Origin of the sequence: Cytobacillus sp. FSL K6-0265 (assembly GCF_038003465.1) — a bacterium.
In the GTDB taxonomy this organism is placed as follows: domain Bacteria; phylum Bacillota; class Bacilli; order Bacillales; family Cytobacillaceae; genus Cytobacillus; species Cytobacillus stercorigallinarum.
In genome coordinates this window covers 3,049,181-3,064,880 of the sequence record NZ_JBBOPE010000001.1, presented here as the reverse complement: position 1 = coordinate 3,064,880, position 15,700 = coordinate 3,049,181, and the positions used below count along the sequence as shown (strand labels likewise).

Sequence of the window (15,700 nt, the reverse complement as noted above, 5' to 3'; positions counted from 1 at the left end):
AACATACTTCTTTGAAAGATGGTTTGTTGTCTTTCTTTTAATAATTATGATGGAGATAAGGCGCAAATGATTGACACTCGCTCCTAGATTTGATAATTTATTATTAGATTTAGCACTCATTAAATGAGAGTGCTAACAGAGGTGATTACTGTGTTAACAGATCGTCAATTGTTGATATTCCAAGTAATTGTTGATGATTTTATTCAGACGGCACAGCCGGTTGGCTCAAGAACATTATCTAAGAAAGATGAAATTTCTTTTAGCTCGGCGACAATTAGGAATGAAATGGCTGATTTAGAGGAGCTTGGTTTTTTAGAAAAAACTCATACCTCATCAGGACGAATCCCTTCTGAGAAGGGTTATAGATACTATGTCGACCATCTATTATCCCCGCAGCAACTTAATAAAAGTGAAGTTGTACAAATGAAAAGCATTTTTAGTGATAAAATGTACGAATTAGAAAAAATCGTGCAAAAATCAGCTAAAATTCTTTCTGAAATGACGAATTACACTTCCATCGTTTTAGGTCCGGCAGTGAAGGAAAATAGATTAAAAAGAATTCAAATCGTTCCATTGAATGATCACACAGCCATTGCAATTATTGTGACAGATACTGGGCATGTGGAAAATAGAATGTTTCATTTTCCTGAATCCATGAACCCAGCAGATATTGAAATGATGGTCAATATCTTAAACGACCGTTTAGTAGGTGTACCAATTGAACATCTGAATCAAACGATTTATAAAGAAGTTGCCATCGTTTTACGCCAGCATATCCAACATTATGACTTTCTTTACCACTCAATTATTGATACGATTCAAATGCCTGCAAATGAGAAATTGTTCTTTGGCGGGAAAACGAATATCTTAAGTCAACCTGAGTTTCATGATATAGACAAGGTAAAAGACTTACTTTATATGATTGAGCAGGAAGAAGGGATTTATGATTTAATACGTAATCATTCCTCAGGTATCCGCGTCAAAATTGGTACCGAAAATAAAAATTCTGCGATGGATAATTGTAGTTTAATTACTGCAAGCTATTCTATTGGTGTAGAACAATTAGGAACGATTGCTATATTAGGACCAACCAGAATGGAATATTCCAGAGTCATTAGTTTGCTACAATTTTTAAGTAAAGGCTTATCTTATGAGTTGACTAGGCTGTATCAAAACGAATAACCCTGGAAATATTGAATAAGGGTGGAATTTCGCTTCCACCCCTTTAACTATGAACCCAATGCATTTAAGGGAGGTGAAAAAGTTGGCAGAAGAAAAAGAGACTCTACAAGAAGAGGTAAACAAATCCGAGCAAGAAAACATTCAACCAGAAGAAGTTTTTGGTGAAGCTGCTGACACTCAATCTGAAGGTGATTCATCTGAAGTAAATAGTGAGGTTTCTGCGCTGGAAGCTAAGGTGGCAGAGCTTGAGAAAAAGGTGGAAGAGGCCGATAATCGTTATTTAAGATTACAAGCTGATTTTGATAATAGCAGACGTCGTGCGAAATTAGATCGCGAAGCGTCTGAAAAATATAGAGCACAAAGCTTAGTATCAGATTTATTACCAGCCCTTGATAACTTTGAAAGAGCACTGCAATCTACTAATACAGACGATAGTAACGTGCAATCATTGCTACAAGGAATGGAAATGGTTTATCGCAGTTTAATTGAGGCGCTGAAAAAAGAAGGCGTTGAACAGATTGAAGCTGTAGGCCAAGTATTTGACCCTCAATTCCATCAAGCTGTTATGCAGGTGGAGGAAGAAGGCTACGATTCTAATGTAGTCGTTGAAGAATTTCAAAAAGGTTATTTACTGAAAGACCGTGTCATTCGACCGGCAATGGTTAAAGTAAATCAATAACTACATATTATGTAATGGAGGTATAGATCATGGGCAAAATTATTGGTATTGACTTAGGAACAACAAATTCATGTGTTGCCGTGCTTGAAGGCGGCGAAGCAAAGGTAGTTCCAAACCCTGAAGGAAATAGAACAACTCCATCAGTTGTTTCTTTCAAAAATGGTGAACGTCAAGTAGGGGAAGTAGCTAAACGACAAGCAATTACGAACCCGAATACAATTATTTCAATTAAACGCCATATGGGAACAGATTATAAAGTAGAAGCAGAAGGTAAAGAGCTTTCTCCACAAGAAGTTTCTGCAGCTATCCTTCAATACTTAAAAGGTTATGCTGAAGATTATCTTGGTGAAACAGTTGATAAAGCTGTTATCACTGTTCCTGCTTATTTTAATGATGCTGAGCGTCAAGCAACAAAAGATGCTGGTAAAATTGCAGGGTTAGAAGTTGAGCGTATCATTAACGAACCAACTGCTGCCGCACTTGCTTACGGTATGGATAAAACGGACGAAGATCAAACGATTTTAGTTTATGACCTTGGTGGTGGTACTTTTGACGTCTCTATCCTTGAATTAGGAGATGGCGTATTTGAAGTAAAATCTACTGCAGGGGATAATCGACTAGGTGGAGATGACTTTGACCAAGTGATCATTGACTACTTGGTAGAACAATTCAAAAAAGAAAATGGTATTGATTTAGCTAAAGATAAAATGGCACTTCAACGTTTGAAAGATGCAGCTGAAAAAGCGAAAAAAGACCTTTCAGGTGTGACTTCTACGCAAGTTTCTTTACCATTTATTACAGCAGGAGAAGCTGGACCACTTCACTTAGAAGTTACTTTATCAAGAGCAAAATTTGATGAGCTTTCTGCAGACTTAGTTGAACGCACAATGGGACCAACTCGCCAAGCGTTAAAAGATGCTGACCTTTCTCCATCAGAAATTGATAAAGTTATTCTTGTTGGTGGTTCTACGCGTATTCCAGCTGTACAAGAAGCGATTAAAAAAGAAACAGGTAAAGATCCACATAAAGGGGTAAACCCTGATGAAGTCGTAGCGATGGGAGCTGCTATTCAAGGTGGTGTAATCACTGGTGATGTGAAAGACGTTGTTTTACTTGACGTAACTCCACTTTCACTAGGTATTGAAACAATGGGTGCGGTATTCACGAAGCTAATTGAGCGTAATACAACTATCCCAACATCTAAATCACAAGTATTCTCTACGGCTGCTGATAACCAATCTGCTGTTGATATTCATGTACTTCAAGGTGAACGTCCAATGGCACAAGATAATAAAACATTAGGTCGTTTCCAATTAGGAGATATTCCACCAGCACCACGTGGTGTGCCACAAATTGAAGTATCATTTGATATTGATAAAAACGGTATTGTGAATGTTCGTGCGAAGGATCTTGGCACAAATAAAGAACAAGCTATCACAATCAAATCTTCAACAGGTCTTTCAGATGAAGAAATCGATCGTATGGTGAAAGAAGCTGAAGATAATGCAGAAGCGGATAAACAACGTAAAGAAGAAGTTGAACTTCGCAATGAAGCAGATCAATTAGTTTTCACTACTGAAAAAACATTAAAAGACCTTGAAGGTAAAGTAGAAGAAGCAGAAGTGACAAAAGCAAATGAAGCGAAGGATGAATTGAAAGCTGCCATTGAAAAAGGTGACTTAGAAGACATTCGCACGAAGAAAGATGCACTTCAAGAAATCGTTCAAGCTTTGACTATGAAGTTATATGAAGAAGCACAACAACAAGCTCAAGCAGCTCAAGGTGCAGAAGGCGATGCATCTAAAAAAGCAGACGATAATGTGGTAGATGCTGAGTACGAAGAAGTAGACGACGATAAAAAATAATTTTAAAGTCCAAACAAAAGTCAAAGTCAGGTATTACTTGGCTTTGGCTTTATTTTTGCATTCAATTTTCTTTTAGTGGCATTCGTTTAGAAATAAGAAGTAAGGAAGCAATCGTCAGCTTACTTCTTATTTCTAAACAATAAACCACACTTTGTTAATGAAAAGAACATAAAATAGTCATAAAAATTATGTATCCTCACCCGTATAGGTGAAGCTAAGTGGACATGTTTGATGGCAGCGCACATGAAGATGCTTGTCGCTCCAGAGCAAGCCGCTTTCGCTTTTCTATTGTCTAGTTGCGGTTGCCAACGGCTCGAGGTCATAAGCCAATCCGTCAAAAGGTTAAAGAACAACCTTTCTGCCGGCTCGTCTTATGCTTGTCGCCGATAAGCGGGCACCCTCCACTTTTCTTATTGTCTAGCTGTAGCGGCATGGAGCTCGAGGTCATAAGTCAAAGCTATCTATGAGGTAAAGAACAACCTCATAGCCATCTTCGTCTTATGCTTGTCGCTCCAGAGCAAGCCGCTTTCGCTTTTCTTATTGCCTTTTGGGTTGGTGGGATGATACAATTATTTTTATGTGAAATGGATCGGGGAGTGGTAATCATGGATAAAAGGGATTACTATGAAGTCCTTGGCGTTAGTAAAGGTGCGTCTAAGGATGAAATAAAGAAAGCGTACAGAAAATTATCTAAGAAGTATCATCCGGATATTAATAAAGAGCCAGGTGCGGATGAAAAGTTTAAAGAAGTGAAAGAAGCTTATGAAGTATTAAGTGATGATCAGAAAAAAGCGCATTACGATCAATTTGGTCATACAGATCCAAACCAGGGCTTTGGTGGCGGAGGTGGCTTCGAAGGCTTTGGTGGCTTTGAAGATATCTTCAGTTCTTTCTTTGGTGGAGGATCGAGAAGAAGAGATCCGAATGCACCGCGACAAGGTGCTGATTTGCAATATAATATGACGGTATCTTTCGAAGATGCCGCTTTTGGTAAAGATACTGAAATCGAAATTCCACGTGAAGAAACGTGTGAAACATGTGATGGTTCAGGTGCGAAACCTGGGACGAAACCGGAAACATGTAAACATTGTCACGGATCCGGTCAATTAAATGTAGAGCAAAACACACCGTTTGGTAAGATTGTCAACCGTCGTGTATGTAATTACTGTAATGGAACGGGCAAAGAGATTAAACATAAATGTTCGACATGTGGTGGCGACGGTAAAGTGAAAAAACGTCGCAAAATCAGTGTAAAAATCCCAGCAGGTATTGATGATGGCCAACAGCTTCGTGTATCTGGTCAAGGGGAACCTGGTGTAAACGGTGGACCAGCAGGTGATTTATATGTTGTTTTCCACGTGCGTGCTCATGAGTTCTTTGAGAGGGATGGCGACGATATTTATTGTGAAATGCCAATTACATTTGTCCAGGCTGCACTTGGGGATGAAGTAGAAGTTCCAACGCTTCACGGCAAGGTTAAGCTCAAAGTACCAGCAGGAACACAGACAGGCACGAAATTCCGTCTTAAAGGAAAAGGTGTAGCTAATGTGAGAGGTTACGGTACTGGTGATCAACATATAATTGTTAGAGTGGTAACACCGACGAAATTATCAGATAAACAAAGACAGCTATTAAATGAATTTGCAGAAGTGAGTGGCAAAGTACCTCAAGGTGAACAAGAAGATGGATTCTTCTCAAAAGTAAAGCGTGCCTTTAAGGGTGAATAAGTGAAATGGAGTTGGTAGTAAGATGAAATGGTCAGAGATTAGTGTTCACACGGCGAACGAAGCAGTCGAGCCGATTTCAAATATTCTTCATGAAGCAGGTGCAAGTGGTGTAGTGATTGAAGATCCATTTGAATTGACGAAAGAACGAAGAGATCAATACGGCGAAATCTACCAGCTCGATCCACATGATTATCCAGAAGAAGGCGTAATCGTTAAAGCCTATTTACCGATTAATAGCTTTTTAGGTGAAACAGTAGAAGAGATAAAGAATGCCATTAGTAACCTTTTATCGTTTAACATTGATATTGGTAAAAATGAGGTCAGCATCAGTGAAGTGAACGAAGAAGAGTGGGCGACTGCTTGGAAGAAGTACTATCACCCTGTAAAAATTTCTAAACGATTCACGATTGTCCCGACTTGGGAAGAATACACGCCAGTAAGTAGTGATGAACTCATTATTGAATTGGACCCAGGAATGGCATTTGGAACAGGGACGCATCCAACAACAGTGATGTGTATTCAAGCATTAGAGCATATTGTTACACCTGGTGATCATATTATTGATGTTGGTACGGGGTCAGGTGTGCTCAGTATTGCTGGAGCGATGCTCGGTGCTGAGCATATTACTGCACTCGATTTGGATGAAGTTGCTGTACGTTCAGCAAAAATCAATATCAAGTTAAATAAAGTGCAGGATATTGTAGAGGTGTCTCAAGGCAATCTGTTAGATAATATTAATGTACAAGCTGAAGTAGTTGTCGCTAATATTTTAGCAGAAGTAATTGTCAGCTTTACAGATGATGTTGCACAAGTGGTGAAACCAGGAGGTCATTTTATTGCTTCTGGCATTATTCAGCAGAAAAAACAAGCTGTTAAAGATGCGATGATATCAAGTGGTTTTGATATTGTTGAAACGATTCAAATGGAAGATTGGGTTGCCATTATAGGTAAGAAGCAGTAATGTACTAGGGGGAGTCATGAATTCCCCCTATTTATTCGTTTAGTAAGGGGTTATATATATGCAACGATATTTTGTGAATCATAGAGAAAATGATCATTTTTTTATTACAGATGATGATTATCATCATATTACCCGCGTAATGAGAATGAACGTAGGTGACGAAATTATTTGTGTAGACCCTGATGGAAAAGCAGCTCAATGCAAACTGGTTAACATTACCTCTGAAGTGGTAGAGTTAGAAGTTGTACAATGGATAGAGAAAAATGTCGAATTACCGGTTGATGTTACCATCGTGAGCGGATTGCCTAAAGGGGATAAGCTCGAATGGATCATACAAAAAGGCACAGAACTTGGCGCCCATCGGTTTATCCCTTTTATGTCAGCTCGTTCCATTGTAAAGTTAGATGAAAAAAAGGCGAATAAAAAGAAAGATCGTTGGCAAAAGATCGCTAAAGAAGCGGCCGAGCAGTCTCATCGCATCATAGTACCACATGTGGATGGACCACAGTCCTTACAACAGTTACTAGAAATAAGTAAAAATTATGATTATAAATGTGTCGCTTATGAAGAAAGCAGTAAACAAGGTGAATCATCAGCTTTTCACCAAGTACTCAAGGGGATGTCCCGAGGAGACTCTTTATTTTTTATATTTGGGCCAGAAGGTGGCCTGACAGAGAAAGAAATTTCGCTTTTAGAGGATGAAGGGTTTATTTCTTGTGGATTAGGACCAAGAATATTAAGAACTGAAACAGCACCTTCCTATGTCCTTTCAGCTGTTTCTTATCATTTTGAATTAATGGAGTGAAGATATATGCCATCAGTAGCTTTTCATACACTTGGTTGTAAAGTAAACCATTATGAAACAGAAGCCATCTGGCAATTGTTTAAAGAAGAAGGATACGATCGTGTCGGTTTTGAATCTACCTCTGATGTGTATGTGATTAACACATGTACGGTTACGAATACGGGTGATAAAAAAAGCAGACAAGTTATTCGTAGAGCCATTCGGAAAAATCCGGACGCTGTCATTTGTGTAACAGGATGCTATGCACAAACATCTCCGGCAGAAATCATGGCCATTCCGGGTGTGGATGTTGTCGTTGGCACACAGGACCGGAAGAAAATGTTAGGATATATTGAGCAGTATAAAACTGAACGCCAACCAATTAATGGGGTCGGCAATATTATGAAAAATCGAGTTTATGAGGAACTAGATGTTCCGGCCTTTACAGATCGAACGCGTGCTTCTTTAAAAATACAAGAAGGTTGTAATAACTTCTGCACCTTTTGTATCATTCCTTGGGCTCGTGGATTAATGAGATCTCGAGATCCAAAAGAAGTGATTCATCAAGCGCAACAATTAGTGGAAGCTGGTTATAAAGAAATTGTCTTAACTGGGATACATACTGGCGGTTATGGCGAGGATCTTAAGAATTATAATCTAGCTATGCTATTAAAGGATTTAGAAGAACAAGTTAAAGGCATTAAACGGATTCGTATTTCATCTATTGAGGCAAGTCAAATTACGGATGAAGTGATTGAAGTAATCAGAAACTCCAAGGTCGTTGTCCGTCATCTGCATATTCCGATTCAATCAGGCTCAGACACAGTATTAAAAAGAATGCGTCGTAAGTACACGATGGCGTTTTTCGCTGAACGAATTGAGCGCTTAAAAGAAGCCTTACCAGGTTTAGCAGTCACTTCAGATGTCATTGTCGGTTTTCCTGGTGAGACAGAAGAAGAATTTATGGAGACGTATGATTTTATTAAAAAACATAAATTTTCAGAGCTGCATGTTTTTCCTTATTCAAGTAGAACGGGCACACCAGCAGCACGAATGACCGATCAAATTGATGAAGAAGTTAAAAATGAAAGAGTACATCGCTTAATTCATTTATCTGATCAACTAGCGAAAGAGTACGCAAGTCGTTTTGAAGATGAAGTACTCGAAATCATCCCTGAAGAAAAATACAAAGATGCGCCAGAAGGGAATTTGTACGTAGGCTATACAGATAATTACTTAAAAGTAGTCATTCCTGCAACAGAAGAGATGGTAGGTAAATTAGTCAAAGTAAAAATAACAAAAGCAGGTTATCCTTATAACGAAGGGCAATTTATTCGTGTCATGGATGAGATGAAAGAAAGAGCAGTATAAATGATCAGAGCTGACCGTTCATTGACCGGTCAGCTTTTTTACCTATATGTTTATAATGGCGAATATTAAAATCTAGAAAACTAAAAAGAACCATAAGCAATCATCTAATTTATATCAAATAAACACACAACAACCAATATTTTATTCGGCTTCTTCCTCTTGGCGATTTTTTCTTAAAAAATAAATATAAATGATAGGAATAATGCCACAAATAAATAGAATGACACCCACGATGACTCCGTTGATGATAGAAAATCCTTCAGTGACAGAGACCAAAAAACCAACAATTGTTGAAATGAAAATAAGAATGGCTAATGAGATAATGAGACTTTTCCGCGGGTTTATTTTATGATCTTCATGGTCTGCACTAATACTCATTGATAAATATGCTAAAACAACTCCGGTGATTATAAATATTGTCCATAGTGGGTTTTGCCTCATTTCATCTAACCCACTTGTAACTAAGTCATAAGCTAAAATTCCAAGAATGCCAATGGTCTGGATGATAAATGCAATTCGTATATTTTTTAAGTTTTGTAAGACTAAACGTTCATCTGTGATCTTTTTCATCTGTGTATCAGCCACCTTTTTCTATCCAAAATACTTCATCTAATGTTTTATTCACTGCGTAACATATATCCAGACATAATTTGAGAGAAGGGTTATACTTGCCCTTTTCAATTAAACTGATGGTTTGGCGAGTAACCCCTATCTTTTCTGCGAGTTCTTGTTGTGTCAAATTTACGTGAATACGAGAAATTTTAACCTTATTATCCAAATACTGTATCACTCCTTTTGTAAATTGTAACATATATATTACATTATTCAATATATATATTACATGAATAACAGCCTTTCAATATAAGGATAATAAAGTACTAGGTATAAATTATTGTCTTAACATCTTGAAAAAGAGTCTTTAGTATGTTTTAGAACCTACATTTAATCAGTTTGTCTCATTTTACTAAAGAGATTCTCGATATTTCATTCATAAAATGATATGATAACAGAGGTACGGACAACTATTAGAGAAAAATAAGTAGGAAAGTATTTTATAAAAAAGGAGATTTCATTGATGACAAATAATATAGCAAAAATGATTGATCATACATTATTGAAAGCTGATGCAACGGCTGAGCAAATTGATACTTTATGTAAGGAGGCAAAAGAGAATGGCTTTGCTTCTGTATGTGTAAATCCTACATGGGTTTCACAAGCGGCTAAACTTCTTCAGGAATCAGATGTGGCTGTTTGCACAGTAATTGGCTTCCCATTAGGTGCATCGGATAAAGATGTGAAAGCTTTTGAAACAACACAAGCCATCAAACAAGGAGCCAAAGAAGTTGATATGGTAATTAATATTGGCGCACTTAAAAGTGGCAAATTAGATGTTGTAGAAGAGGATATCCGTGCAGTTGTGGCGGCGGCAGAAGGTAAGGCTTTGACAAAAGTAATTATCGAGACTTGTTTGTTAACAGATGCAGAAAAAGTAATCGCGTGTCAATTGGCTGTTAAAGCAGGAGCGGATTATGTTAAAACATCAACTGGCTTCTCAACTGGTGGCGCAACGGTTGCTGATGTGAAATTAATGAGAGAAACGGTAGGTCCTGATATTGGGGTCAAAGCTTCTGGTGGAGTGAGAAGTGCTGAAGATGCACAAGCAGTCATTGATGCTGGGGCGACTAGAATCGGTGCAAGCTCAGGCATTGCTATCGTAAATGGATTAACAGCTACAACAGATTATTAATATAGTTGTTGCAAGAGAGCCGGACATTTTACATGTTCGGCTCTCTTTTTGACTGTGGAGGATGATAGAACAACAATATCACTACTGTTTTCTGTCATGTAGGCGAATAATCAAGTCACTGAAAGGTTTGACAAAAGGTAGAACGAGAAGGGAAGTGATGACATTAAAAAGGACACCGACATGAGCAAGTTGCCTATCAATCTCGTCTGTTGAAGCAATACCAAAATTTGTTAGCATTTCAATGAATGGATAGAAGAGCAATACACCTATTATATTCAACCAAATGTGGGCATAAGCAGTTAACTTTGCTTCCTTACGTCCACCGATACTGGCGAGATAGGCATCGGCGCAAGTGCCGATGTTGGAACCAAGCATGATAGCAATCGCTGTACTGAGGTCCATCCCACCTGCTGTTAAAAACCCCATCAGAATACCTGTAGTGGCAGTACTTGACTGAATAATCGCAGTAAGAACAATACCGGTTATAACGGCTAAGAATAGGCTTTGATCTAATGTGATAAGAAAATCTCTTATCCATGGGGTTTCTTTAATGGAAAAAGCTAAATGTTCAAACCCTCTCATCGCAGCAAATACGCAAGCGATGCCCATTAATCCAATGCCAATACTCTGAAAGGATCGCCGCCTTATTAATGCACATAACATGCCAATAATAGCAATCGGTAAAATAAAAGATTCTATATTGAAAGTAATTAACTCTGTGGTGATAGTTGTGCCAATGTTTGTCCCTAAAATAATACCAATCGTTTGGCGGAAAGTAAGTAAGTGAACAGCAACTAAACCAATGGTGATAATCATAACTGCAGAACTACTCTGCATAATAGCTGTTAAGAGGATGCCAACCATCATCCCTTTAAGCGGTGTATTTGTAAACTTTGTTAACCAGCGTTTCGTTGAATCTGCTGATAAATAGAATAGCCCTTTTCGCAATAAAGTCATGCCAAAAATAAAAACAGCAATCATTATTATAAAAATAAGAAATGAAGTCATGCTTTGTCCCTCCTAGAAAAGCATATGGTGAAAAATTGAGGGACATGCATACGAAGAATCAAAAAAATAAATAATAAAAATAAATAAGACAAACGTACATTTATCTTTAAACAGCGAAAGACTAGGTGAAATACAGTTGACCTCACACCGCTGTTATATTATAATTGCAAAGTACATGGTATTCCATGTTGACATGTAAGTGTGTTGTGCTCGGAGGGAGGGAAAGAGAATGTCTAAAACCGTCGTTCGTAAAAACGAATCGCTTGAAGATGCTCTTCGTCGCTTCAAACGTTCAGTATCAAAAACTGGTACTTTGCAAGAAGCAAGAAAGCGCGAATTCTACGAAAAACCAAGTATCAAACGTAAGAAAAAGTCTGAAGCTGCAAGAAAGCGCAAGTTTTAAGAGAGGGTGTATGTAAGTGAGTCTTCTCGAGCGTTTAAATGAAGATATGAAACAAGCGATGAGGAACAAAGAAAAAGATAAGTTAACTGTGATTCGGATGATCAAAGCTTCATTGCAAAATGAGGCGATCAAGGAAGGAAAAGATCTTACCGAGGATCAGGAACTTACTGTCCTTTCTCGCGAAGTAAAGCAACGCAAGGATTCCCTCCATGAATTTGACAAGGCAGGTCGTGAAGATCTAGTTGAAAAAATTCGTACTGAATTACAGTACGTAGAGTTATATATGCCTGAGCAGCTCTCTGATGAAGAGGTATCTGCTATCGTTAAACAAACCATTGCCGATACAGGCGCTACATCGAAAGCTGAAATGGGTAAAGTGATGTCAGCCATTATGCCAAAGCTAAAAGGCAAGGCAGACGGTGCACTTATTAATAAACTTGTACAACAACACCTTTCATAAAAAGATGTACGGAAAGACCGGAGCTTTCGAGCTTACGGTCTTTTTATTTTGTCTAAAAGATGCCATACTAGGAGTAAGGTTTCTTTTTATACATATTACATAGTCACATTTTTTACTTTATGTAATCATAATCAAAATAAGTAAAGAAAAATGAAACCTTTTCACGCGCCAGCCGTATAACAATCATAGGTATTTCTGTATAAGGGGGGAGGGGAGAAGAGAATGAGAAAAGCGACAATCATCCTTTCGTTTTTATGGGCATTTTTCGTCATGATGACACCGATCAGCAAGGCTGATAACGAGGTTGTGTATGTCGTACCAATAGAAGAGACTGTTGAAAAAGGATTGCATGCTTTTATCAATAGAGCGGTGACTACAGCTGAAGAAAATCAAGCAAGTGCGATTATTTTCGAAGTAAACACGCCTGGCGGTGAAGTAGAAGCGGCCAAGGAAATTGGCAGAGTATTATCATCTACAAATATTAAAACGATTTCATTTGTGAATAAACAAGCATTGTCTGCTGGTGCGTATATTTCATTAAACATGGATGAGATTTATATGACGCCGGGAGCTACAATGGGTTCGGCAGCGATTATCGATCAAGAAGGTAACACAGCTGATAAAAAAGCAGTTTCAGCATGGTTATCTACTATGACGGCAGCGGCTGAACAAAGTGGGAGAGATCCAGAGATTGCTCAAGCAATGGCAGATGATTCAATCGATTTACCTGAATTAGGTGCACCGAAAGGAAAATTATTGACGTTAACAGCTAGTCAAGCAGAACAGGTGGAATATTCAGAAGGGACATTTGCTACGCAAGCAGAGCTTTTAGAACATTTAGGTTATGAAGATGCAGAGGTAAGGTCTATCGAGGCAAGTTTTGCTGAGAAAATAGCTAGATTTATCACACATCCAATCATTGTACCTATTCTTCTATCTATAGGAAGTATTGGATTACTGCTAGAGCTCTATTCTCCTGGGTTTGGTATTCCAGGTATAATGGGACTCACAGCTCTTGGTTTATTTTTCTACGGTCATATGGTTGCTGGCTTTGCCGGGTATGAATCACTCATTGTATTTATTATTGGAATTGGGTTAATTATCGCAGAGTTTTTCCTCCCAGGTGGTATCGCCGGAGTGTTGGGGATTGCTGCAGTAATTGGGAGTTTATTCATGGCAGGTGCTGATGTGCAACATATGGCAACCTCCATTATGATTGCGGCTATATTATCTATTGCGGTTTCTATTCTAATGGTAAAGGTGTTTGGTAAAAAAATGAAATTCTTTAAAAAACTAATTTTAAGCGATTCTACAAATACTGAAAGAGGATACATCTCAAATAAATCCCGTTCAGAGCTAATTGGAAAACAAGGCTACGCTTTAACAGGATTACGTCCATCAGGAACGATTGTCATTGAAAATGAAAGAATTGATGTCGTTAGTGAAGGTGGATTTATTAAAAAAGATGCAAAAGTAGAAGTCATCAAAGCAGAGGGCTCGAGAGTAGTCGTCCGTGAATTAACAAATTTAGATAAATAACCAAGTATTTTTAGGAGGTAATTGAATGGAACCTATTTCTATTATGACGATCGTGATTGTGGTATTAGCCATTATTGCTCTAGCTATACTCTTCACATTCGTACCAGTTATGCTGTGGATCTCAGCATTAGCAGCCGGTGTTAAGGTAAGTATTTTCACCCTCATTGGAATGAGATTAAGACGAGTAATTCCAAGCCGTGTAATTAATCCTTTAATTAAAGCACATAAAGCGGGATTAGAAGTTCATACGAATCAACTTGAAAGCCATTATTTAGCAGGTGGTAATGTAGATAGAGTAGTAAATGCTTTAATTGCAGCGCATCGTGCCAATATGGAATTAAGTTTTGAAAGAAGTGCGGCAATTGACTTAGCTGGTCGTGATGTACTTGAAGCAGTTCAAATGAGTGTTAACCCAAAAGTAATAGAAACACCGTTTATTTCTGGTGTAGCGATTAATGGTATCGAAGTTAAAGCAAAAGCAAAAATTACTGTAAGAGCCAATATCGACCGACTAGTCGGGGGTGCTGGAGAAGAAACAATCATTGCCCGTGTTGGTGAGGGGATTGTCTCTACCATTGGTTCTTCTACAAGACATACAGAAGTATTGGAAAACCCTGACATGATTTCACAAACTGTTTTAGCAAAAGGTTTGGATGCTGGTACAGCATTTGAAATTCTATCCATCGATATCGCTGATGTAGACATCGGTAAAAACATTGGCGCAGAGTTACAAACAGAGCAAGCAGAAGCTGATAAAAACATTGCCCAAGCCAAAGCGGAAGAACGCCGTGCAATGGCTGTTGCCAAAGAGCAAGAGATGAAAGCGAAAGTCGAAGAAATGAGAGCGAAAGTCGTGGAAGCAGAATCTCAAGTTCCTTTAGCAATGGCAGATGCATTAAAAAGTGGCAATATTGGTGTGATGGATTATATGAATATCCAAAATATTGAAGCTGATACAGAAATGAGAGACTCGATTAGTAAAGTATCAGATGACTCAAAACAAGGGCCGAAGAAAGATTGAATGTCCTAATCGGACTCACCTCTAGAGGGGAGTGTTCTATCTCATGATTGATTTTTTATTGGAAAATCCTTTATTATTGATTTTTCTTATCGGGATCATTACTTCCTTATTTGGTAAGAAAGTTAATGACCAGCAGCCGGACAAACAAAAGCAGCCACGTGGAATGTCTGTCGAAGAGCAAGAAGAAGCTAGGCGTCAGATGATGCAGGATGCTGAGAAACAAGAAGAAGTGCCACCTGTTTATGATCGCAATGAAGAGAAGCTAAAACGCTACGCGAAAGATATTGTGCAAGAAGCTAGTGTAGAAGTCTCAGATCGTAAAAAAGAAGCAGAAGAGCGACTGGCCGATTTAAGAAAACAAAAAGCAGAAGCGCAAAAACGAGCAAGTGCTTTCCTTTCAGCAACAAAAAATAAAGATGTGGCCAATAACAAAGTAGATCAACCTAGTATGAGAGTCTCTAATAAACAATTAGTTGACGCGGTTGTTTGGTCAGAAATTCTCGGACAACCGAGATCAAGAAACCCACATCGAACGATGAAAAGAAAATAAAATTTGCTGTTGAATTCAGTGCTAGAACCTTCCTTTCTCTCATACATATGAGATGAAAGGGGGTTCTTTTTTTATGGCAAAAAAATGGGGAGAACGACTAAGAAGCTGGATGACAAAAAATATGGAACTTCCTCAAGATGTCATGATGGATTTGCCCCGCATTACTATGATTGGACAAATTCATATTTATATTGAGAACCACCGCGGCTTACTTGGTTTTTCAGATAAAGAAGTAAGGTTGTTATTAGAGCATGGTCAACTGCTCATTAAAGGGAATAACTTTGTCATTAAAACAATTATGCCTGAAGAAATATTATTGCAGGGAACAATTGAGCATGTTCTTTTTGTAGCTGAGTAAATTTGATGTGGGAAGGGTCGCTATTCTATTACAGGGTTAGCGATT

17 protein-coding genes are annotated in these 15,700 nt (G+C 38.2%); 14 read left to right on the top strand and 3 right to left on the bottom strand.

Going from position 1 to position 15,700, the window contains the following annotated elements:
• Positions 1 to 150 precede the first annotated feature (150 nt).
• The 7 genes from hrcA to mtaB all read left to right on the top strand — a co-directional run bounded on the left by hrcA (position 151) and on the right by mtaB (position 8,569).
• On the top strand, positions 151 to 1,182 hold the full coding sequence (hrcA, locus tag MHH73_RS15490) for a heat-inducible transcriptional repressor HrcA (protein ID WP_191810390.1): 1,032 nt from the start codon (positions 151 to 153) through the stop codon (positions 1,180 to 1,182).
• A gap of 58 nt (positions 1,183 to 1,240) precedes the next feature.
• Entirely contained in the window at positions 1,241 to 1,861 is a 621-nt protein-coding gene (gene grpE / locus MHH73_RS15485; protein ID WP_191810391.1) for a nucleotide exchange factor GrpE, read from the top strand.
• A gap of 29 nt (positions 1,862 to 1,890) precedes the next feature.
• Positions 1,891 to 3,726, top strand: a complete 1,836-nt coding sequence (gene dnaK / locus MHH73_RS15480) for a molecular chaperone DnaK (protein ID WP_191810393.1) — start codon at positions 1,891 to 1,893, stop codon at positions 3,724 to 3,726.
• A gap of 605 nt (positions 3,727 to 4,331) precedes the next feature.
• Entirely contained in the window at positions 4,332 to 5,453 is a 1,122-nt protein-coding gene (gene dnaJ, locus MHH73_RS15475) for a molecular chaperone DnaJ (protein WP_191811339.1), read from the top strand.
• A gap of 22 nt (positions 5,454 to 5,475) precedes the next feature.
• The gene (gene prmA, locus MHH73_RS15470; protein WP_191810396.1) at positions 5,476 to 6,414 is read left to right on the top strand and encodes a 50S ribosomal protein L11 methyltransferase; all 939 of its coding nucleotides are present in this window, start codon (positions 5,476 to 5,478) and stop codon (positions 6,412 to 6,414) included.
• Positions 6,415 to 6,472: 58 nt separating this feature from the next.
• Positions 6,473 to 7,219 carry a 16S rRNA (uracil(1498)-N(3))-methyltransferase gene (locus MHH73_RS15465; protein ID WP_191810398.1) on the top strand — a complete coding sequence of 249 codons (747 nt, stop codon included), beginning with the start codon at positions 6,473 to 6,475 and terminating at the stop codon, positions 7,217 to 7,219.
• A 6-nt stretch (positions 7,220 to 7,225) separates the two neighbouring features.
• Positions 7,226 to 8,569: a tRNA (N(6)-L-threonylcarbamoyladenosine(37)-C(2))-methylthiotransferase MtaB gene (gene mtaB / locus MHH73_RS15460; RefSeq protein ID WP_191810400.1), complete on the top strand. Its 1,344-nt coding sequence runs from the start codon at positions 7,226 to 7,228 to the stop codon at positions 8,567 to 8,569.
• A 141-nt stretch (positions 8,570 to 8,710) separates the two neighbouring features.
• On the opposite strand, the gene MHH73_RS15455 is transcribed toward mtaB, so the two are convergent.
• Together MHH73_RS15455 and MHH73_RS15450 are read right to left on the bottom strand one after the other, a co-directional pair.
• Positions 8,711 to 9,139, bottom strand: a complete 429-nt coding sequence (locus MHH73_RS15455) for a hypothetical protein (protein WP_341067913.1) — start codon at positions 9,137 to 9,139, stop codon at positions 8,711 to 8,713.
• Between the two features lie 7 nt (positions 9,140 to 9,146).
• Entirely contained in the window at positions 9,147 to 9,347 is a 201-nt protein-coding gene (locus MHH73_RS15450) for a helix-turn-helix transcriptional regulator (protein ID WP_191810404.1), read from the bottom strand.
• Between the two features lie 297 nt (positions 9,348 to 9,644).
• Here MHH73_RS15450 and deoC point away from each other — a divergent pair, with 297 nt between their 5' ends.
• Positions 9,645 to 10,316, top strand: coding sequence for a deoxyribose-phosphate aldolase (deoC, locus tag MHH73_RS15445; RefSeq protein WP_191810406.1), 672 nt, complete (start codon positions 9,645 to 9,647; stop codon positions 10,314 to 10,316).
• An 81-nt stretch (positions 10,317 to 10,397) separates the two neighbouring features.
• Here the strand turns inward: deoC and MHH73_RS15440 are convergent, their stop codons facing one another.
• Complete coding sequence (locus MHH73_RS15440) at positions 10,398 to 11,324, bottom strand: Na/Pi symporter (RefSeq protein WP_341067909.1); 927 nt, start codon at positions 11,322 to 11,324, stop codon at positions 10,398 to 10,400.
• A gap of 229 nt (positions 11,325 to 11,553) precedes the next feature.
• Here MHH73_RS15440 and rpsU point away from each other — a divergent pair, with 229 nt between their 5' ends.
• The 6 genes from rpsU (at position 11,554) to yqfC (ending at position 15,655) form a co-directional block, all read left to right on the top strand.
• Entirely contained in the window at positions 11,554 to 11,727 is a 174-nt protein-coding gene (gene rpsU / locus MHH73_RS15435; RefSeq protein WP_066201342.1) for a 30S ribosomal protein S21, read from the top strand.
• Positions 11,728 to 11,743: 16 nt separating this feature from the next.
• The gene (locus MHH73_RS15430; RefSeq protein ID WP_095372517.1) at positions 11,744 to 12,187 is read left to right on the top strand and encodes a GatB/YqeY domain-containing protein; all 444 of its coding nucleotides are present in this window, start codon (positions 11,744 to 11,746) and stop codon (positions 12,185 to 12,187) included.
• 222 nt (positions 12,188 to 12,409) lie between these two features.
• Positions 12,410 to 13,726, top strand: coding sequence for an NfeD family protein (locus MHH73_RS15425; protein WP_191810410.1), 1,317 nt, complete (start codon positions 12,410 to 12,412; stop codon positions 13,724 to 13,726).
• A 25-nt stretch (positions 13,727 to 13,751) separates the two neighbouring features.
• Positions 13,752 to 14,747, top strand: coding sequence for a flotillin-like protein FloA (gene floA, locus MHH73_RS15420; RefSeq protein ID WP_095372519.1), 996 nt, complete (start codon positions 13,752 to 13,754; stop codon positions 14,745 to 14,747).
• A 43-nt stretch (positions 14,748 to 14,790) separates the two neighbouring features.
• Positions 14,791 to 15,297: a hypothetical protein gene (locus tag MHH73_RS15415; protein WP_191810412.1), complete on the top strand. Its 507-nt coding sequence runs from the start codon at positions 14,791 to 14,793 to the stop codon at positions 15,295 to 15,297.
• A 73-nt stretch (positions 15,298 to 15,370) separates the two neighbouring features.
• Positions 15,371 to 15,655 carry a sporulation protein YqfC gene (gene yqfC, locus MHH73_RS15410; protein WP_191810414.1) on the top strand — a complete coding sequence of 95 codons (285 nt, stop codon included), beginning with the start codon at positions 15,371 to 15,373 and terminating at the stop codon, positions 15,653 to 15,655.
• The last annotated feature ends 45 nt before the right edge of the window (positions 15,656 to 15,700 follow it).